General features: G+C 54.8%; 19 protein-coding genes. 12 read left to right on the top strand and 7 right to left on the bottom strand.

Features of this window, described 5'->3' with window-relative positions:
• Positions 1 to 116 precede the first annotated feature (116 nt).
• The 3 genes from LQZ21_RS03330 to LQZ21_RS03320 form a co-directional block, all read right to left on the bottom strand.
• Positions 117 to 1,403 carry a dicarboxylate/amino acid:cation symporter gene (locus LQZ21_RS03330; RefSeq protein ID WP_411042749.1) on the bottom strand — a complete coding sequence of 429 codons (1,287 nt, stop codon included), beginning with the start codon at positions 1,401 to 1,403 and terminating at the stop codon, positions 117 to 119.
• A 216-nt stretch (positions 1,404 to 1,619) separates the two neighbouring features.
• Positions 1,620 to 2,264, bottom strand: a complete 645-nt coding sequence (locus LQZ21_RS03325) for a M15 family metallopeptidase (RefSeq protein WP_411042748.1) — start codon at positions 2,262 to 2,264, stop codon at positions 1,620 to 1,622.
• A gap of 33 nt (positions 2,265 to 2,297) precedes the next feature.
• Positions 2,298 to 3,524 (bottom strand): DUF819 family protein, encoded by a 1,227-nt coding sequence (locus tag LQZ21_RS03320; RefSeq protein WP_411042747.1) that lies wholly within the window; start codon positions 3,522 to 3,524, stop codon positions 2,298 to 2,300.
• Positions 3,525 to 3,717: 193 nt separating this feature from the next.
• Here LQZ21_RS03320 and LQZ21_RS03315 point away from each other — a divergent pair, with 193 nt between their 5' ends.
• From LQZ21_RS03315 to rhaM, 12 genes are all read left to right on the top strand, one after another.
• Positions 3,718 to 4,563: an aminotransferase class IV gene (locus LQZ21_RS03315; protein ID WP_411042746.1), complete on the top strand. Its 846-nt coding sequence runs from the start codon at positions 3,718 to 3,720 to the stop codon at positions 4,561 to 4,563.
• Between the two features lie 6 nt (positions 4,564 to 4,569).
• Positions 4,570 to 5,643 (top strand): DUF4392 domain-containing protein, encoded by a 1,074-nt coding sequence (locus LQZ21_RS03310; protein WP_411042744.1) that lies wholly within the window; start codon positions 4,570 to 4,572, stop codon positions 5,641 to 5,643.
• Entirely contained in the window at positions 5,640 to 6,419 is a 780-nt protein-coding gene (gene pxpB / locus LQZ21_RS03305) for a 5-oxoprolinase subunit PxpB (protein WP_411042743.1), read from the top strand. The genes LQZ21_RS03310 and pxpB overlap by 4 nt, the downstream gene beginning before the upstream one ends.
• Positions 6,410 to 7,354 carry a 5-oxoprolinase subunit C family protein gene (locus LQZ21_RS03300; protein ID WP_411042742.1) on the top strand — a complete coding sequence of 315 codons (945 nt, stop codon included), beginning with the start codon at positions 6,410 to 6,412 and terminating at the stop codon, positions 7,352 to 7,354. Before pxpB ends, LQZ21_RS03300 begins: the two co-directional genes overlap by 10 nt.
• A gap of 11 nt (positions 7,355 to 7,365) precedes the next feature.
• Positions 7,366 to 8,151, top strand: coding sequence for a putative hydro-lyase (locus LQZ21_RS03295; protein ID WP_411042741.1), 786 nt, complete (start codon positions 7,366 to 7,368; stop codon positions 8,149 to 8,151).
• Between the two features lie 35 nt (positions 8,152 to 8,186).
• A complete protein-coding gene (locus LQZ21_RS03290; protein WP_411042740.1) occupies positions 8,187 to 8,990 on the top strand; it encodes a LamB/YcsF family protein in 804 nt (267 codons plus the stop codon).
• 80 nt (positions 8,991 to 9,070) lie between these two features.
• Positions 9,071 to 10,519, top strand: a complete 1,449-nt coding sequence (locus LQZ21_RS03285) for an arabinose isomerase (RefSeq protein WP_411042739.1) — start codon at positions 9,071 to 9,073, stop codon at positions 10,517 to 10,519.
• A 9-nt stretch (positions 10,520 to 10,528) separates the two neighbouring features.
• Complete coding sequence (locus LQZ21_RS03280) at positions 10,529 to 12,031, top strand: sugar ABC transporter ATP-binding protein (protein ID WP_411042738.1); 1,503 nt, start codon at positions 10,529 to 10,531, stop codon at positions 12,029 to 12,031.
• 2 nt (positions 12,032 to 12,033) lie between these two features.
• Complete coding sequence (locus tag LQZ21_RS03275) at positions 12,034 to 13,089, top strand: ABC transporter permease (protein ID WP_411042737.1); 1,056 nt, start codon at positions 12,034 to 12,036, stop codon at positions 13,087 to 13,089.
• Complete coding sequence (locus LQZ21_RS03270) at positions 13,086 to 14,054, top strand: ABC transporter permease (protein WP_411042736.1); 969 nt, start codon at positions 13,086 to 13,088, stop codon at positions 14,052 to 14,054. Before LQZ21_RS03275 ends, LQZ21_RS03270 begins: the two co-directional genes overlap by 4 nt.
• A 126-nt stretch (positions 14,055 to 14,180) precedes the next feature.
• Positions 14,181 to 15,212, top strand: coding sequence for a rhamnose ABC transporter substrate-binding protein (gene rhaS / locus LQZ21_RS03265; RefSeq protein WP_411042735.1), 1,032 nt, complete (start codon positions 14,181 to 14,183; stop codon positions 15,210 to 15,212).
• A 90-nt stretch (positions 15,213 to 15,302) separates the two neighbouring features.
• On the top strand, positions 15,303 to 15,617 hold the full coding sequence (rhaM, locus tag LQZ21_RS03260; RefSeq protein WP_411042734.1) for an L-rhamnose mutarotase: 315 nt from the start codon (positions 15,303 to 15,305) through the stop codon (positions 15,615 to 15,617).
• Between the two features lie 45 nt (positions 15,618 to 15,662).
• On the opposite strand, the gene LQZ21_RS03255 is transcribed toward rhaM, so the two are convergent.
• The 4 genes from LQZ21_RS03255 to LQZ21_RS03240 all read right to left on the bottom strand — a co-directional run bounded on the left by LQZ21_RS03255 (position 15,663) and on the right by LQZ21_RS03240 (position 20,243).
• The gene (locus LQZ21_RS03255) at positions 15,663 to 16,850 is read right to left on the bottom strand and encodes a D-alanine--D-alanine ligase family protein (RefSeq protein WP_411042733.1); all 1,188 of its coding nucleotides are present in this window, start codon (positions 16,848 to 16,850) and stop codon (positions 15,663 to 15,665) included.
• 8 nt (positions 16,851 to 16,858) lie between these two features.
• The gene (locus tag LQZ21_RS03250; protein ID WP_411042732.1) at positions 16,859 to 18,343 is read right to left on the bottom strand and encodes a UDP-N-acetylmuramoyl-tripeptide--D-alanyl-D-alanine ligase; all 1,485 of its coding nucleotides are present in this window, start codon (positions 18,341 to 18,343) and stop codon (positions 16,859 to 16,861) included.
• A gap of 2 nt (positions 18,344 to 18,345) precedes the next feature.
• A complete protein-coding gene (locus LQZ21_RS03245) occupies positions 18,346 to 19,116 on the bottom strand; it encodes an alpha/beta fold hydrolase (protein WP_411042731.1) in 771 nt (256 codons plus the stop codon).
• A 125-nt stretch (positions 19,117 to 19,241) separates the two neighbouring features.
• Entirely contained in the window at positions 19,242 to 20,243 is a 1,002-nt protein-coding gene (locus tag LQZ21_RS03240) for a tetratricopeptide repeat protein (RefSeq protein WP_411042730.1), read from the bottom strand.
• Between the last annotated feature and the right edge of the window lie 130 nt (positions 20,244 to 20,373).

Genomic DNA, 20,373 nt, shown 5'->3' with positions numbered 1-20,373 from the left:
CAAGACAAAAATCGCTCGTGCGTTAAAAAAAATGGTTAGTGTCATGCGATTTTCTCCTAAATACCTTCACGAACGGCGGTTTTGCGCCGGTGCAGCAAACCGCCGGGATCGGGGGACTAATCCCATTTATTCAGATCCAGCTCCTTCATTTTTTTGGCTACGACGGTGGTACAGGCCAGGTCGCCGGTGACATTCAGGGCGGTACGGCCCATATCAAGCAGGGCGTCGATACCAAGGATCATCGCGTAGGCCCCGGCTACGATGCTGCCCGCGGTGACGGGCAGGCCCACCGAATCGAGGACGAGGAGCAGCATGATGGCCCCCGCTCCGGGAACGCCGGCGGTGCCGATGCTGGCCAGGGTGGCGGTAACCACAATGATACCCATCTGAGGAAGGGAAAAACCGTGCCCCCAAACCGAGAGGGCGATAAAGGTGGCGCAGACCCCCTGGTAGATGGCGGTACCGTCCATGTTAATCGTGGCTCCCAGGGGGAGGGAGAAGGAATAGATATCCTTGGGGACCCCCAGGTTCTCCGCCGCCTCCATGGTTACCGGCAGGGTACCGTTGGAACTGCGGGTAACAAAGGCCGTGATAAAGGGGTCCTTGGCGTCCCGGAAGTACCGTTTAATGGGCAGCCTGGCATAAAATTTTACCAGACCGCCATATACGATGATTACGTGCAGCGCATAACCGATAAAGCAGGCCGCGGTCACAATGCCGAGGCTGCCCACCACCTTGGGGCCGTTGGTGGCAAAAACGACGGCGACCAGGGAAAGGACGCCGATAGGGGCGTATTGCATAATGCCCTTGATGATCAACATCATTACCTCGGCGATGCCGTCAAAGAAATTATATAAAACCGAGGCAATTTTCTGCTTGCGTTCGTCGCCGGAGATGCGGAGGTAAGAGATGGCAATACCGACGAGCAGCGCCGCGAAGATCACCGCCAGTACCGTCTCGTTGACGATGGCCTGCATGATACTGGTGGGGACGATGGCCAGCAGGGTCGCCGAAAGCTTGGGGGCCGTGACGTCCCGGGCGGCGGCATCCGCCACATTGGCAAGCTCCGCGGAGGGACGGAACAGCCCCCCCATCACCAGGCCTATGATCACGGCCACCGCCGAGGTTACCAGGTAAAAGACGATGACCCGGATACCCACCTTGCCAAGGTTAGCCGGACTGACCGACGAGGCGCCGACAATCAAGGTAGACACAATGATTGGCATCATAATCATCTTGAGCAGCCGCACAAAAAGGTCCCCCAAAGGCTGTATCCATAGGATTTTTTCCTTAAAGATCAGCCCCAGAATAATACCCAACACCAGCCCAATCAAAATCCGGTATAATAGGTTAAAGTCAAAGTACCAACTATACCATTTTTTTGCCGAACTTTTTCCGTCCATACTCACCTCCAATAACTATAATGTAAGACTGTTTCAAAATCCACCGATCCGCAAGAACCGGCGGATTTTGAAAGACAAGGCCGGTTTCAAAACTCACCGGAATTTTGAAGCCGGTCCATGGAAAGGCTTTGGAAAAAGCGGCCCCCAGGCCGCCTTTTCCCTCTAAATCTAAGGGTACTTCAATATAGTATAAAATCAAAAATTATCACTGTCAAATTAACGGACGGGAAAATCAAAATAGATATCGGGATAGGGTTCCCGGACGAGATTATAATGCCACCATTCGTAGGGATATTGCGTAAAACCGGACTTTTCCATGGCTTCCCGTAAAATAGCGCGGTTTTGTTCCTGTTGGGGGCTTAAACCCTGGGTTACCGCGTGGGAACGGGGATCCATAAAATCAAAGATCGTCCCCATGTCTAGTTCCTGATAGGTCTGTTTATCAACCAGGGTGAGATCCACCGCGGTACCCCGGGTATGGGCGGACTTTTCCGCCACATACCCCAGTTCAAAGACCCGCGCTTTATCAATATAGGGGTAGTGGATGGGCTTCCGGCGCATATCCTGGGGATCCGCGCCCCAGCGCATAAAGTGATTTACCGCCCGCTGGGGACGGTAGGCGTCGAAAAATTTAACAAAAAACCCCCGTTCCCGTAGAATATCCGCGGCTTTTACCGCACCCCGGGCGGCTTCAACGGTCATGACCACCAGGGGGCGCTCATAACCGTCTATCCGGCAGCCCACAAAATTATCCGTACCCCCATACTTTTGATCGACGATACAATCCTCGATCAAATCGTCAATATAAACAAATCCTTCGGGAAGCCCCTCTTTAGGTATACCGCTGGTACTGATATTCATTTTTACACCCCCTGATATACTCGTTGGGGGGGCTTATGGAACAAAGGCACTGAACCACCGGGAAATAATAAGCCCCAGGGGAGTACCGATGATGTAACCCCAGAGACCGACCAGGATGGCCGAAACTACCAGCATATCGTACCCCTTGGCTACCGCCATGGCCGCCGCGGTGGAGGGCCCCCCGATATTGGCGTTGGCGGCAATGGTCAGTTCCTCAATATTTTGCTTAAACAATTTTCCGATGAGGAGGGTCCAGGCGATGTTGATAAAGGCAATCAAGCCGCAGAAAACAAAGAGCAGCGGCGCGTTAAAGATAACGTCCTTCAGGTCCGCCGGGCAGCCGATGACCACAAAAAACACATAGATAAGATAGGTGCCGATTTCCTGGGCGCCCTTGAGGTTTTCAAAAAATTTGGGGAAAAGGGAAGTAGCCACTACCGATACCACGGTGAGCATCACGTATTGGTTGCCCAAGATCAGGGCGGGAAGTCCGGCCCAGAAGCCCGCCCCTTCCCCGGGGGTCAGCACCCCCTTGAATCCGGCGGCGATTTTGGTCGCCACCGTCACAATTACAAAGGCGGTTGCCACGGTGATGGCGATATCCAGCAGGGAAATATCCTTTCTGCCCCAGAAAGCCGCCGACATGGTTTTGGCCGTATCATCCTTACCCCGCTCCTCAATTTGGGTCTGGAAAGGATGGTTATACCGTTTTTTGAAGAAGGCACTGCTGGGGATCCACAACAAAACAAAGATAACCAGGGCCATCACAAAATTGTCGGCAATAACCTCGGCGCTGAGCATGGTCTCGGAGATCTGGGTGGAACTTGCCACGGCAAAGAGGTTTACCCCGCCGCCGATATAGGAACCGGTAAGGATCCCCGCCATTTTATCCAGTTCGGGGATAAAATTCTTGAGCAGGAAAAAGGCGATGATGACCCCGATCAGGGTCCCTATGGCGCTGATGTTGAAACACAAAAACATCTTTCCCGTATCTTTGATAATGCTTTTAATATTTGCCCGGAAGAGCAGCATCGCCACCGAAAGGGGAATAAAATAATCCCATACCGCGTCATAAACCCCCGAAGCGGTAGGAATAATCCGAAAATTGACCGCTAAAATCGCAAGAATAAGGCCTATAACCGGACCGGATAATCTTTCGGCCCACTTATGACGCTGCTCCAGAAAAATCGAGATGGTAGCAAAGAGAAATAATATTGCCCATAAAACCCAGGTATCGTTTGCCTGTACTAAGGTACTCATACGCACATCTCCTTTATTGCTTGCTAAGCGATCACAAAACCGCCAATTCAGGTAAACACGACATAAAAATTTTGTCAAGGATCCGGTAAAAAAACGGACAAGCTATCCGGGACAAGCGCAGCTGTTTTTTCCCTATTCCGGCTATACATTTTTTTCCAAATTTATTACCCTCTTTTTGTCGGAGGTACTTTTTATGGATGCATTAGGATATTATAACGGAAAATGGGGTCCTCTGGATGATATGACCGTGCCGATAAATGATCGGGGGCTCTATTTTGGTGACGGGGTATACGATGCGGCGGTTTGTGTCAACCGGGTCATTTTTACCCTGGATGAACACATCGACCGGTTTTTTACCAGCGCCGGACTGTTGGAGATTAAACCCTCCTGTTCAAAGGAGGAGCTTAAAGCGCTGCTCTGCGATCTGGTTCAAAAGGTTGATAATATTCCGCTGCTGGCCTACTGGCAATGGACCCGGGGTACTTCCCGGCGGGATCATACCTTTCCGTCAGGGCCGGCGAATCTTTTGATAACCTTCAAACCGATTTCCGTTCCCGATATTTACCGGAAAATTCGCTTGATCACCTGTGAAGACACCCGTTTTCTTCATTGTAATATTAAAACCCTCAATTTAATACCCAATGTACTGGCAGCCCAGCGGGCCAAGGAGCAGGGCTGTAAGGAGGCGGTGTTCCACCGGGGGGACATCGTAACCGAGGGCGCCCATAGTAATGTGCATATTTTGAAGGGAGGGGTCTTTATCACCCATCCGGCGGACAACCTGATCCTTCGGGGCATTGCCCGTTCCCATCTGCTCGCGGCCTGTAAAAAGCAAGGGGTGCCGGTGGAGGAGCGGCCCTTTACCCTGGCGGAGTTGGTTAACGCCGATGAGATCTTCCTTTCCAGTACCAGTACCATGGGGCTCAGCGCCGAGGCGGTGGACGGCAAACCCGCGGGGGGTAAGGCGCCAGAATTACTTAAAAAACTTCAGGACGAAGTTTTTGGGGAATTCTGTGCCGCCACGGGCTGGACGGCCTGACCCGCCATGACCCAACAGGAGCTTACCGAATATAATTTGGGGAAAAGTCTGGACTCCCTGATGCACCTGGACCCCCGGGGATACGGGGTGTGTAATATCCTGTATCACGGGGCCTATAAACGGGCGGGGATGCCCCTGTCCGTCTATGGGGCCCGGCACATGATTACCCATATAATGCCGGGAAGTTTGGTTTATATCATCACCGGGTTTGTACTTCACCCGTATAACCGGGCGGAAACCGACGGCCCGCCGGGCGCCCTGGTCCTGGCCCGGGCCCTGGTCCGGGGCTTTGACGCCAAGCCCCTGCTCATTTGTCCCGAAGAAGCGGCGGCGGCCATGGGGGCGCTTCTCGAAGTAGCGGGAATCCCTTATCGGGCGGATGTGGAGGAACTGAAACACTCCCCCCCGGGGGCGGCGATCCATACCTTTACCAAGGACCCCCAGAAAGCCGCCTCCGAGGCGGAAAAACTCCTGGCCCGGGGGAGACCTTCCTATGTCATCGCCATTGAGGCCCCGGGGGCAAACGAGGGGGGGGTATACCACAACGCCCTGGGCCGGGATGTGAGCGCCCTGGAGGCAAAAAGCGACGTCCTTTTCGCGGCCCTGCAAAAGGCGGAAACCCCGAGCCTTGCTATCGGCGACCTGGGGAACGAGTGCGGTATGGGCGCCCTGAGGGATACCCTTACCCGGTACGTCCCCTATGCGGCGCCCGGGGGATGTTCCTGCGGATGCGGCGGGGGCATTGCCGCTTCCACCTCGGCGGAGGCGGTGATCACCGCCACGGTCTCCAACTGGGCCGCCTACGGGATTACCGCCGCCCTGGGCTACCTTTTGGGGAGGCCCGACCTGCTCCATACCCCGGAGCTTGAGGACCGTCTCCTGGCCGTGGCGGCGGAAAGGGGGCTGGTGGATATGTACGGCGAAGCCATTCCCGCGGTGGACGGCTTAAACAGTACCATTATTAAGTCCATAATCACCCTGATGGGCGAATGTGTTACCAACGCCCGGACCCATGAGGAAAAATGTAAAACCTGGTTTGCCAAAACCATAGCGCTTGGGTTTTTTGAAAACCCGGGATGATCATGGAGAGCCCCTATACCCCGGGGAAATTCCCCCGGATTACCCCCTGCGGTGAAAGCGCCCTGCTGGTGGAATTTGCCCCGGTAATTTCCGCCGCGGTCAACGATAGGGTTCACGCCCTGGCGAAAAATCTTGCCGCGGACCCGGTTCCTGGGATCGTGGAAACGGTCCCCGCCTATGGCTCCCTCCTCGTGTATTTTGATCTTTGCCGGGTCCGCTACCGTAAACTCCGGGGACTGCTCCGGCGCCGGATTGCCCAAGGCGGGGGGGGGAGCGTCCCGGTCAGAACCCTTTTTTTTATCCCCGTCTGTTATGCGGGGGAATTCGCCGAGGACCTGGGGGAAGTGGTTTCCCACACCGGCCTGAGTCCTGAGGAAATCATCCGGCGGCATACCGCGCCCCGGTACCGTATTTTTATGCTGGGGTTTTTACCGGGCTTTCCCTATCTGGGGGGGCTTGATCCCCGGCTGGAAACCCCCCGGCGTAAAAGCCCCCGGACCGCGGTGCCCCGGGGCGCCGTGGGAATCGGCGGGAACCAGACCGGCATCTATCCCCTGGTTTCCCCCGGGGGATGGCAGCTTATCGGCAGGACCCCGGTAAGACCCTATGACAGCCACCGGGAGGAACCGGTGTTGTACAAAACCGGAGATTTTATCGCCTTTTTTCCGATAGACCGGGAGAAATACGCGGAAATCGAAAAACAGGTCGAAGCCGGCAGCTATGAGGTGAGGCGGGAGGCCTATACCCCCCAGGAGGAGGGTCCCCCATGGGAATGAAGATCATCGGGGCCGGTCCCCTGACCACGGTGCAGGATCGGGGACGGTTGGGGTTTATGGCCATGGGTTTTTCCCCCTCCGGGGCCATGGACGATTTTTCCCTTTCCCTGGCCAATATTCTTGCGGGGAACGACGAGGGGGAGGCGGTCCTGGAGATAACCATGGCCGGTATTTCCGCGGTTTTTGACGGTCCTGCGGTGATTGCCCTGACCGGGGCGGATATAAGCCCCGCGATTGACGGGAAACCGGCGGCCATGAACCGGGCCCTGGTTGTCGGGGAGGGGAGTGTTTTCTCCTCCGCCTTTGCCCGGGGCGGCTGCCGGAGCTATTTGGCCGTGGCCGGGGGCCTGGATCTGCCCCTGGTCCTGGGGAGCCGCTCCACCAACCTGAAGGTGGGAATCGGCGGCCTTGATGGGCGGAAGCTGCAAGATGGGGATTATCTCCCCTTCCGCGCCCCCTGTTCCGCGCTGCCGGACATGGATCGGCGGGTCTATGAGCCCCCGGCGGCCGGGCCGGGTCCCCTGGTTTTGCATGTGGTCCCCGGCGTTCAGGAGGACCGGTTCTCTCCTGGGGGGATCCGGACCTTTTATACTTCGGTGTATACCCTGTCCCCGGATTCGGACCGGATGGGAATCCGCTTTACCGGTCCGCCGGTGGAATCGAAGCGGGGAACGGATATTGTCTCCGACGGTATCGCCGCCGGGGCGGTACAGATTCCCAATTCGGGGCAGCCGTTGGTCCTCATGCGGGATCGCCAGACCATCGGGGGCTACGCGAAGATCGGTACCGTTGCCGGGGCGGATCTCGCCTTTCTCGCCCAGCTTTTTCCCGGTATGCCGGTGCGGTTTAAAAGAATCTCCCTCCGCCGGGCCGAGGGGATGTATTTTCGGCGGCTTAAGGAATTGAGGGGCTTGAAAAAAAAAATCGGGGGGTGATATAAAATCCTATGGACTATGTGCATATGAGCCCCCGGGAAGCCCGAAGGCTGATCCGGGAAGGGGCCTATACCGATCAGACCTCGGGGATGTGCGCGGGGTATGCCCAGGCAAACCTCGCGGTGCTACCCGCGGAATACGCCTACGATTTTCTACTTTTTACCCAGCGAAATCCCAAATCCTGCCCGGTTTTGGAGGTAAGTGACCGGGGAAGCCGGCAGCTTCCCCTGATCGCCCCCGGCGCGGACATCGCCCGGGACATTCCCAAATACCGCCTCTACCGGGAGGGGGTATTGGAGGAAGAGAACACCGACATGTCCGCCTTTTGGCAGGACGACCTGGTGAGTTTCCTTATCGGCTGCAGTTTCTCCTTTGAATCGGAGCTCCTCGCCGCGGATGTGAGCGTCCGGCATATTGAGGAAAACCGGAATGTTCCCATGTATATCACCAATATCGATTGCGTACCCGCAGGTGTTTTTCACGGAAAGATGGTGGTCAGCATGCGGCCCCTTCCGCCGGAGCAGGTGATAAAGGCGGTGACCATTACCGCCTCCATGCCCCGGGTCCACGGCGCGCCGGTGCATATCGGGGATCCCGCCTTTATCGGCATCCGGGACATCGACAAACCCGACTTTGGGGACCGGGTTACCATCCGCGCCGGGGAGATCCCGGTCTTTTGGGCCTGCGGGGTTACGCCCCAATCGGTAATTATGACCGCGAAACCCCGGATCGCCATTACCCACGCGCCGGGACACATGCTGATTACGGACATTAAAAATACCGCCCTTAAAAATTAACCGGTTTTGTCCGGGGGTAAACGAGGGAAAAGACGATGAAGATCACGAAAATCGATCTGAACTGCGACCTGGGTGAGAGTTTCGGACCCTGGACCATGGGGCTGGACGCTGAGATTATCCCCCTCATATCCTCCGCCAATATCGCCTGCGGGTTCCATGCCGGGGACCCTCTGGTCATGGCGAAGACCGTAAAGGCCGCCCGGGAGCACGGGGTGGCGGTGGGGGCCCATCCGGGGTTTCCCGACTTGTCCGGCTTTGGCCGGCGGGACATGAAGGTCAGCGGCGAGGAGGCCAAGGCCTATATACAGTACCAAATCGGCGCCCTCAAGGCCTTTTGCGACGCCCAGAAGGTGCCCCTCGCCCATGTTAAGCCCCACGGGGCCCTGTACAATATGGCCGCCCGGGACCCGGTCCTCGCCGAAGCGATCTGCCGGGCTATTGCGGAAGTGGACCCCGGCCTTATTTTGCTTGCCCTGGCGGGGAGCGAGATGATCCGGGCCGCGGAGCGGCAGGGACTGGCCGTTGCCCGGGAGGTCTTTGCCGACCGGGCCTACGAAGAGGATGGTTCCCTGGTTGCCCGGAGCAAACGGGGGGCCCTGATCACCGACGAGGACGAGGCCCTGCGCCGGGTGGTGGGAATGGTAAAGGAAGGGCGGGTCACGGCCATCACCGGAAAAGAGATAACCCTCACCGCGGATTCGGTATGCGTCCACGGTGACGGAAATCAGGCGCTGGCCTTTGTGCAAAAAATAAACGCCCGCTTTAAGGCTGAAGGTATCGCCATTGTTCCCCTGGCAGCAATAGTGGGGAGCAGCGCTAAAAAACCAACCGGGTCTTAAAACCGCCATTTGGGATTTTCTCCATGAATTCGCTTGTTTTCTCCATTTACGGCCGGGAAATTTAGCCTGATACTGATCTAATGAAAAGCGGCGAAACGAGCGGATTCGGGAAAAGTATCAGGGTTGGCCTCTTTGGCATAGGGCTTGATACGTATTGGGATCAGTTTGCGGGACTTAAAGAACGGCTTTTGGGGTACCAAACGCAGATTGCGGAAAAAATGGCTGCCTTTGGTGTGGAAATTGTCAATGCGGGACTGGTGGATAAGCCGGACACGGCGCGGCAGACAGCGGAACTGTTTCGGGAAAAACGGGTAGAATTAGTTTTCCTCTACATTTCAACCTATGCCCTTTCCCATACGGTGCTTCCCGTGGCGATGGGGCTGGGGGTACCGTTTATTATACTGAACCTCCAGCCGGTTCCCGCCATCGACTACAAAACATTTAACGCCCTGGGAGATCGGGGCCGCATGACCGGGGAATGGCTTGCCCATTGTCAGGCTTGTTCAGTGCCGGAGATCGCTTCGGTTTTTAACAATGCGCACATTTCCTATGACATCATTACCGGCTGGCTTGGAGAGGATGCTGCTTGGAATGAGATTGGCGCATGGTGCGAAGCGGTACGGGTCAAGGCTCTGGTGCAAAATACGCGGATCGGGATTTTGGGACACTATTACTGCGGTATGCTTGATGTCTATACCGATGTAACCCGGCTGGCCGCGGTTTTTGGGAGTCATTTTGAGCTTCTGGAAATGGATACCCTTAAAACGATTTGGGATTCCGCGGGAGATGGGGAAATCGCCGAACAGCGGAAGCGTTTTGAAAATCAGTTTGCCGTTTCGCCCGAATGTGATGAGTATGAACTCAACCGTGCCGCCCGGACCTCTTTTGCCCTGGACCGGCTCGTTGAGGAAAAACGGCTCGGGGCTATGGCGTACTATTACGAAGGCAGCCCGGAGAGCGACCATGAAAACATCGTCACTTCGGTTATTGCCGGGAACACCCTGCTTACCGCTGCCGGGGTACCGGTGGCCGGGGAATGCGAAGTCAAGAACGTGGTCGCCATGAAAATTATGGATTGCTTTAGCGCCGGCGGTTCCTTCTCCGAATTATACGCCATGGACTTTAACGATGATGTGGTTCTCTGGGGACATGACGGGCCGGCGCATCCGGTGATTGCCGAAGGAAGGGTAGCGTTGGTGCCGCTTCCGGTGTATCATGGTAAACCCGGTAAGGGGCTTTCAATTCAGATGAGTGTCAAGCACGGACCGGTCACTTTTCTTGCGGTGGTTCAGGGGCCGGAAGGATCAACTTTCCTGCTCTGCGCCGAAGGGGAGTCCGTTCCCGGTCCGGTTTTGGAGATCGGCAATACCAACAGCCGTTACCGCTTTTCCGTTTCCGCCCGGGAATTTATCAACCGGTGGTCAAAAGCCGGACCGGCCCATCATTGTGCCATCGGGGTTGGACATATTGCCGGAAAGATAGAAAAGCTGGCGCGGCTTTTCGGAATAGAATGCAGGAAAATAGCATAGGGGGCAGGTGTGGCGGAAGAAAAAACAGATTATATCCTGGAACTACGGCATATTTCAAAAACCTTTCCCGGCGTTAAGGCCCTGGATGATGTACATTTTACCCTAAAAAGGGGAGAGATCCATGCCCTTATGGGGGAAAATGGTGCGGGCAAGTCCACCTTTATCAAGATCATCACCGGGGTGTACCTGTCCGATCAGGGAGATTTTCTGGTTGACGGCAAGCCGGCGAATGTTCGGGGCCCGCTTGACGCCCAAGCCCTGGGCATCGCGGCGATCTATCAGCACGTTACCTGCTTTCCGGATATAACGGTGGCCGAAAATATTTTCATGGGCCACGAAAAGACCAAGTCCCCCTTTAAGCGCATCGACTGGAAGACCATGAACCGGGAAGCGTCGGAATTACTGTCCCAGCTTGACGCGAAATTCGACGCCCGTTCCGTCATGGGAACTCTTTCCGTGGCGCAGCAGCAGATTGTCGAGATTGCCAAGGCCCTTTCCACCAATGCCCGGATCATCATCATGGATGAGCCCACGGCGCCCCTTTCCAACCGGGAAAGCGAGGATCTCTACCATATTACTGGAAATTTAAAACAAAAAGGTGTGTCCGTCATTTTTATATCCCACCGTTTTGAGGATATGTATCGTCTTGCGGATCGGGTAACGGTGCTGCGGGACGGAAAGTATATCAATACCTGGGATATCGGGGAAGTTGATAATCATACCATGGTAACCGCCATGGTGGGCAGGGAAATCGTTCAGTTCTTCCCCAAGCGGGATGTCAAAATCGGGGAGGAGGTCCTCAAAGTCGAGGGGCTTTCCCGACTGGGTTTCTTCCGGGATGTGGGTTTTTCCGTGCGCCGGGGAGAAGTATTGGCGATAACCGGCCTGGTGGGGGCTCGGCGTACCGAAGTCTGCGAGGCTATCTACGGGATTTCGGCTTATGACTCGGGGACCGTTACCCTGGAGGGCCGGAAACTAAACCGCCTTATCCCTACCCTGGCCATCGCGGAAGGCATCGGCTTTCTCCCCGAAGACCGGCTGAAGCAGGGCCTAGTACTCCGCTGGGAAATCGCCAAGAACATCAGCCTTGCGGTGCTGGATAAATTTACCCGTTTTGGCTGGCTTGACACCCGGCGGGAAAATGAAAAAGCCGGGGAAGTGGCGGACAAACTCGCGGTAAAGGCGGCAAGTGTACACGACCTGGTTTCTACCCTTTCCGGCGGAAACCAGCAGAAGGTGATCGTGGGCAAGATGCTCAATTCGGATATGAAGGTGATCATCCTGGACGAGCCGACCAAGGGCGTGGATGTGGGGGCAAAGACGGCAATCTACTCCATTATGAACGATCTGGCGGCCTCAGGATACGGGATCATTATGATTTCTTCTGAACTGCCCGAAGTGTTGGGCATGAGCGACCGGGTGGTGGTTATGCGGGAAGGGGCCGTAATGGCGATCATGGATACCGCGGAGGCTACCCAGGAAAGTATCCTCAAAGCGGCTATGGGGGAGTGATCATGGAAGCAGTGAACGCAAAAGGTTTGAAGGGGTCACCGTCCAATGTAGTCGAAAAATTCCGCGAGCTGGGCCTGGTGATATTCATTGTGGTGGTGAGCGCCGCGGTACAGGCCCGTAATCACGAATTCCTCACGGTTTTGAACATTGGGCAGATCCTCACCAATACGGCGATTTTGGGCATTCTGTCCGCCGGCATGATGATGGTCCTGCTCACCGGGGGCATCGATCTTTCCATCGGCGCTATCATGGCTTTTTCCGGCATGGTTACGGCCCTGACGGTATGGGGTAATCCCGGTATTCCGCCGGTAATATTGGTACTTGAGGGAACGGTGATAGGAGCGGCCGTTGGGTTTGTCACCGGCTTCCTCATCGCCCGCTTTTCCATACTGCCGATCATCGCCAGCCTCGGGCTTATGAACGTGATCCGGGGCCTTACCTATATGGTGAGCGGAGGCCAATGGGTCAGCGCCTATCAAATGTCGGAGGGCTTTAAGGCTTTGGCGACGGGCAGGATTCTGGGGGTGAATAATTTAGTGGTGATTGCGATAATCATCTATTTGCTATTCTACTATTTTATTACCTATACCCGCACGGGCAGGCGTATTTACGCCGTCGGTTCCAATCCCGAAGCCGCGGAAATTACGGGGCTTCCCCGGAAACGGATCGTAACCCTGGTCTATGTGCTGATGGGCGCCCTGGCCGGCCTTTCCGGGGTACTCTGGGTGGCGAAGTTCGCCTCGGCCCAGGGGGACACCGCCGCGGGCTATGAGATGAACGTTATCGCCGCCTGTGTGCTTGGCGGCGTAAGCGTCTCGGGCGGCCGGGGAAAGGTAGCGGGTCTCCTCCTGGGGGTGATCCTCTTCGGCATCCTGGCCAATGCCCTGCCCCTGATAAATGTATCCCCCTTCTGGCAGCAGGCCATACAGGGCTTGGTGATCCTCGCGGCGATCATCAGCAATGTGTTGATAAAACGGAACAATGACCGGGCCGTGCTGCGGTCCAGGGACCGGGCGTCCGCCGCGGGGACGGAAAATGAAGCGAGGAGCGCGTCATGAGCGAAAGAACGCTGGCTATTGAAAAGCCCTGGGACTGGAAACGGTTTTTCTTCCAGTGGGAATGGCTCTTGGTAGTAATCTTTGTCCTTATTCATATCATCAACAGCTTCCTGTCCCCCTGGTACCTGTCGGCGAACACCTTCCTCAGCGGGCCGATGAATTTTCTGGACAAGGCGTTCATCGTCCTGCCCATGATGCTGGTGATCATCCTGGGAAACATTGATATTTCCGTGTCTTCCAACGTGGCCCTCAGCGCGGTGATGATGGGGGTCCTCTACAACGTCGGTCTTCCCATGCCCCTGGCCATGGTCTCTGCCCTGGTTATCGGGACCATCTGTGGGGGCATAAACGGTTTACTGCTGGTAAAATTCAAGGAACTTCCGGCGATGATAGTAACCCTGTCAACCATGACGATCTACCGCGGCATTGCCTATGTGATCCTGGAAGACCATGCCTCGGGCGGGTTTCCTCCATGGTTTTCGTTCTTTGCCTGGGGTTATGTGGGGCCTGTTCCCTTCATATTGATAGTGTTTATTATCGCGGCGGTTATCTTCGGCTTGTTGCTGCACAAAACATCCTTTGGACGTTCGGTCTACGGTATGGGGAGTAACCTGCTTGCCTGCCGCTATTCGGGGGTAAAAACCGACCGGATCCTTATGATAGTTTTTCTTTTAACCGGATTTATGTCCGCCCTCTGTGCGATCTTCCTCACCTCCCGGATGGGGAGTACCCGGCCCAATGTGGCAACGGGCTATGAGCTTGACGTGATAGCGATGGTGGTTCTGGGCGGGGTAAGCACTTCCGGTGGAACCGGCCGGATCGCGGGACCCCTCCTCGCGATATTTATTATCGGGTTTTTAAACTATGGCCTGGGGCTTATCAACGTATCCGCCCAGGTAATACTGATCATTTTAGGACTGCTCCTGGTGCTTTCGGTACTGGTGATGAACCTGAGAAAGCGCTGATGGAAAGGGGTGTTTTTAGCGGAATTTTTGGGGAAACGAAAGTTTCTCACAAAATTGTTGATCCGGATGAAAAGTCTGTCCGTTAGATGGCGGGCTTTATAAAGTAGTTTTTTTAGGAGGCAAGAGATGAAAAACAGTGCAAAGAAAGTATTGTTACTTTCGGTGGTAATGGCGCTGGTATTCGCGGGGACCCTGTTCGCGAGTGGCAGCCAGGCGGCGGGTGGGAGCAATACCCATGCCTTTGTATTCAAGAGTACGGGAAACCCCTATGGTGAACGGCAGATGAGCGGTTTTGAGACCGGAATCAAGGAACAGGGCGGGACGTCGATACTGCGCGCTCCGGATCTTCCCACCGCGGAAGCCCAGATTCAGATGGTCGATCAGCTTATCGCCCAGAAGGTCGCCTCAATTTGTATTGTTGGTAATGACTTTGACGCCCTTCAACCGGTTCTAACCAAAGCCAAAAACGCGGGGATCAAGGTCTATTCCCTGGATTCCTCGGTAAATCCCGCAAGCCGCCTGACCCATGTTAACCAGGCGGACTCCGAGAAGATCGGCGTTACCCTGGTGGAAGCGGCCTACGATCTGGCCGGCGGCAGTGGCGAGATCGCCATCCTTTCCGCCACAAGCCAGGCATCGAACCAGAACCTCTGGATCGATTATATGAAGAAGGAGTTGGCAAAACCGAAATATTCCGGCCTGAACCTGGTGAAGATCGCCTATGGCGACGATCTTCGGGACAAGTCGGTTTCCGAGACGGAAGGGTTGCTGCTGAGCTATCCGAACCTGAAGGTAATCATCGCGCCTACCACCGTTGGTATTGCCGCGGCGGGAAAAGTGATCACGGACAGGGGACTCGTCGGTAAGGTAAAACTTACCGGTCTTGGACTTCCCTCGGAAATGGCCGAATACATCGACAATGGCGCCTGCCCCTATATGTACCTGTGGAATCCGATTGACGTGGGCTATCTCGGCGCTTATGTGGCTACGGGCCTCACTTCCGGCAAAATTACCGGCAAAGAGGGAGAGAAATTCTCCGCGGGACGGCTGGGCGAATACACCATTGTAAAGGCCCCCGACGGCGGCACCGAAGTACTCCTCGGTCCTCCCTTTAAGTTTGAACCTGCCAACATCAACGACTGGAAGAGCGTGTATTAAGAGAAGAAACCCTCTGAAAATTTCAGTTTTCAGAGGGTTTTGTTAATTCGATAACCCCGGCTTTGCCGGGGGACAACCGGAGGGGAGTATATGAAACGGAAAGCCTTTGTCATGCATCTGCACCCGGGGTGCGAGGCGGAATACAAGAGACGGCACGACGAGATTTGGCCGGAACTGAAAGCCGAACTCCGTAAGGCCGGGGTTTCCAATTACTCGATCTTCCTTGACCGGGAGACGAATACCCTTTTTGCCTTTCAATACCTTGCGGACGACGCTACCGACGGGGAACTGGCCCAGCAGGAGATCGTAAAGAAATGGTGGCACATGATGAAGGATCTTATGGACACCAATCCTGACGAATCGCCGGTAAGCGGGGATCTTGTCGAAGTGTTTCACCTGGATTAGGGTAGGGCGGCCCGGGCCCCAGTCTCTAGTCCCTTAGGTTAGGGGTTACCCTTTTGATCCCTTGGCCCCGCCGGAAATAAAATTCGACAGAATATCCGTTTTATAGGAATAGGAAAGATTCGCGTTCTCCCGTTCCCGTTTAAAGGCCAGGGTGATGAGGCGGTCCAGGAGTTCCCGGTAGGGGATGCCCAGGGGTTCCCATAGATAAAAGGCCAGGGAGCCGGGGATCGTGTTTACCTCGTTCACCCAGATCTGATTGGCCGCCATGTCCAAAAGAAAATCAACCCGGACCACCCCGTGGCAGCCCAAAACCTGAAAAGTTTTTTTTGCCAGTTCCCGGATGGTTTCCCGCTGTTCCCCGCTGATATCCGCGGGAAGTTTCCGCTTGGCCCCGCTCATTCCCTTGGTTCCCCCCGCGCCTTTGGGTCCTGATACATACTTGTCTTGGTAACTCAGGATAGCGCCGTTGCTTTGGGGTTCCTCACACTCCGAGGCCTCCGCGGCATCCCCATCCCCCAGGACCGCGCAGTTGATTTCTTTTAAGTTGGAAACCGCTTTTTCAACCAGGGCGGTATTGGTAAATTGAAAGGTATACTCCAAGGCGCTTTGCAGTTCCCCGGTAGTATTGGCCTTACTAATCCCGATGCTGGAACCTAGATTCAGGGGCTTCACGATGAGGGGGTAGGGGAGGGCCCCTTCAATTTCCGCGAGGATTCTCCGGGTATCTTGAAAATAGGTTTTTACAAAAAACCGGCGGCAGTCCAATACGGGGATGTTGTTGTCTTTAAGAACCGTCTTTTGAATATACTTGTCCATTCCCACTGCGGAGGCGGTAACGTCACATCCTACAAAGGGGATGGATAGGGTCTTGAGAAAACCCTGCAAGCCCCCGTCTTCGACATTGGTACCGTGGACAATGGGAAAGGCGATGTCCAGAGAAGCGTAGCGGGGATTACCGAAGCGCTTAAAGGGGTACTTCAATAAATCACAGACCCCTCCCCGGGGAACGCAGAGGACCCGTTGGCTTTTTTTTAAAAGTTCCGGGATATTCCGGTATGCTTCTATCCTAGCGATATCCTCCCCGGTATACAGGGCATCCTCCCGGGTGATGTACACCGGTATACTATCGTATTTGGTTTTGTCCAGGGCGTTGATTGCCTGAATGGCGGAAATAATTGAAATTTCGTGCTCCACGCTTCTGCCGCCGAAAAAAACACCGACCCGTATTCCCATAGTTCCCCCTAATAATTATCCGGCAGATCGTTTTCCAAAAGCACCACCTTGGATGCTCTCCCCGCCGGAATGGCGTCAATTTTTGTAAAGACCTCTTCCAAATTTTCCGCGATGTATATTTTTTCCTCCGGATACCCAACGCTTTTAAGCCCCGCCAAAATACTCCTCGCCTGCCGGGCTCCGGCGAGGATCACATAATCACAAACCGCTGCCGCCTCTATGCCGAACTGCCGGTTGTACTCATCCTCCTTATCCCCCAGTTCAATCATACCGGGGGTTACGAGAATTTTAAAGGCGTCGAACATCCCCAGGACCTGCAGGGCAGCCTTGGTCCCGCTGACATTGGCGTTATAGGAATCGTCAATGATGGTTATCCCCCTTCGGCTTAGTAACTCAAGCCGGTGGGGAACGCTCTGCAGGCGGCGGACCGCGACCACCAGATCTTCGGGCTTCACCCCCAGGTAATCGGCCGCGGCGATGGCGCCGGTAATGTTTTCCACCTGGTGGAGGCCGATGAGCTTGGTTTCAAAATGGTATTCCCCGCCGTCGGATAGGGTGATATCAAAGGCGGAACCGGCGCCGGAAACCCTGATGTTCCGGGACAAATAGTCGCAGCCCACCATTGTTCTGCCGTAGGAAACTTTTTTTTGGGCGCAGGGAGTATTCCGGATATACTCGTTCTCATAATTGAGAAAAATAACACCCCCCCCGCCCAGGGCCCGGGCAAGTTCAAATTTTGTTTTGATAATATTATCCAGGGATTTAAAAGTTTCCAGATGCTGGGGACCGATGGAACTTATGATACCGTATTTTGGATGAACGATGTCGCAGAGTTCTTTTATTTCCCCGGTTTTTTTTGCCCCCATTTCGCAGATAAAAATTTCATGGATGGGTTTAAGCTGTCCCCGGATGGTTTTGACCACCCCCATGGGGGTATTATAACTTTCGGGGGTCATGAGTACATTGTACTTGGGCGAGAGGAGCCGGTATAGAAAATATTTGGTACTGGTTTTTCCGTAGCTGCCGGTAATACCGATGACGATTAACCGGGGCATTTTTTGTAATATCTTTCGGGCATCGGCGATGTACCAACGGTTAATGGCCCGTTCCAGGGGAGCGTTGATGATGTTGGAAAGCATCACCAGCACCGGGCTGAGGAAGAAGATCGCCGCGAGGAGCAGCGCCCCGACGGCAAAGCTCCGGAAGCAGGAAAGGGTAATCCCGGCAACCACAAGGATCCCGTTGGTAACGAGCATCCGTTTAAGACGGCTGGTGTAAACCAGGGGCTTTTTCACTTTGTAGGGCTTAAAACAATGGTAGAGGACAAAAATATGCCTGAGGAGGTACCCCCGCATCCCATTCCGGGCCAGCCATTTTAGCTGGGTACCTATATCGTAGGAGTTGAGCTGAAATATGTGGTAGTCATAGAGGACCGCCGGTATATAACAACATAAAAAAACCGTGATGGGTATTAATCGTACAATAAACAGCATAATCATCTCTTGATATTTAAAAACGAGTCGAGGACCCTGCCGAAGATAAAGGGCTGATCCAAAAATGAATAATGCCCCGCCTTTTCCAGGGTCACAAGGCCCGCCTCGGGGATAAGCTCTTCCATGAGCTTCCCGTCGCTCAGGGGGGTATCCTGATCCTCCGTTCCCCATATCAACAGAGTTGGACAGGATATCCGGGGAAGGCAGGGGGTGAGGTCTTCGTTAATTATCCGGATAAAACACTCCCGCATCCGGGGGCTGGCATTCAGATAATCCGGGGAACTATGTTTTTTACGCCACCGGTCCAAAAGCCCGGGAAATTGTTTTTTTATCCCCCCAAGGGAGATAATCCGTTTTACTCCCCGGTAGAGGAGGAGCCTGACCTTTTGCCGGACGGTTTTTCGGGGCCGGATCCCCGCGCTGTTTACCAGGATGATCTTGGTAATGGTTACCGGCGGCTCCCTTCTCGCCGCGAGTTTGATGATGATCCTTCCCCCAAAGGAATGACCGATAAGGATCACCCGGCTTATCCCCCGGTGGGCCATAAAATTCACTATAAAATCCCCATAATCGTCCACCGCCCAGGCCGCCGGAGGTTCATCGCTTTGCCCAAACCCGGGCATATCCAGGGTGCAGACCCGGTAATAGGGGGTTAGGGCCTCCAAAAAAGGTTTGAAGGACAAAAAATCGGTCCCCCAGCCATGTAAAAAAAGGACCGTTTCCCCGGAACCGATGTCAAAATAATGAACCTTGATGCCAGCAATAGTTACCATTTACCTAAGTATACCATGGGATGCCGGGAGTGTTAATGACCCGGGGACATTTGCGGCTTATTCCTCAATCCCGGCATGGCATATTTCAAAAATACATCCGTTTTTGAGAAGATCCCCACACCTGTTTAGTACCCCATCTGCCGTAATTCTTCAAGGTTGTGCTGCGCATAGGCATAGCCCTTCTGGACAGCCTTTTCCCAATCCGCCCGGGCGCGGGTATAGTCCTTTTTGGCATAGTAAGCATGGCCCCGGTTATGGTACGCAATAGCGTCATTGGGGTTGATGCTGATCGCCATATTGTAATCCGTTATTGCCCCGTCCGTCTCTCCCTTGGAAGCATAGGCGATACCCCGGTTAACGTAGGCGTCCACATAATCGGATTTGAGCCGGATTGCCTCAGTGAAGTCCGCTATCGCCTCCTCCGGTTGCCCTTTTTCACGGCGGGCATTACCCCGGTCATAGTAGGCTGCGGCGAAATTAGGGTTTATCCTGAGCGCCTCGGTAAGGTCCGTTATTGCCTGGTCAAGCTCCCCTTTTTTATGGTAGAGATAGATATAAGCCCGGTTATAGTAGGCCGTGAAATGATCGGGGGCTATCCTAATCGCTTCGGTAAATTCAATTATTGCCCGGTCCGGATCTCCTTTGAGAGCGTAGGCGACACCCCGGTCAACATAGGCCTCGGTATAATCGGCCTTGATTCTGATCGCCTCATCAAAATCCCTTATCGCCTGATCCAGAGCCCCTTGGTGAGCATAGGCGCTACCCCGATCATAGTACCCCTTCGCGGCGGCAGCCTCGGCAACCGCCTGGTTTTCCCGCCGATCCACCCAGGCAGGAACCGAGGCGGTGGTTGTCTTTTTTTCCTCCTGAGCTCCTCCGGCAGAGTCCTCCTGGGCTTCGTTCTGATTCACCCAGGCAGGAACCCTAGCGGGGGTCGTCCGTTTTTCCTCCCGGGCCGTTCCGGCGGGGTCTGTCTGGGCTTCTCTTTGATCCGTCCCGGCGGAAGCCTCGGTGGTGGTAACCGGACCCGGAACTCTGACGGGAGGACCGGCAGCAATACCAAAAAAGAGGGACGCCGCCGTGAACACCGTCAACGCAAAATACAGCAAAACGAACAGCTTTTTCATCATTATCTCCTATGGACAAAAATCGGCGGAAGAACCTTAGGACCCGCGCAGAAATAACATGACCGATTGGTCATGTTATTTCCTTATTGCATAAGCAATTAGAATAAAATGCATGGCATTTTATTCTCGC

It is taken from the genome of Treponema sp. TIM-1 (assembly GCF_046533115.1).
In the GTDB taxonomy this organism is placed as follows: domain Bacteria; phylum Spirochaetota; class Spirochaetia; order Treponematales; family Breznakiellaceae; genus JAIRMO01.
This window is presented reverse-complemented; position numbering and strand designations above follow the sequence as displayed.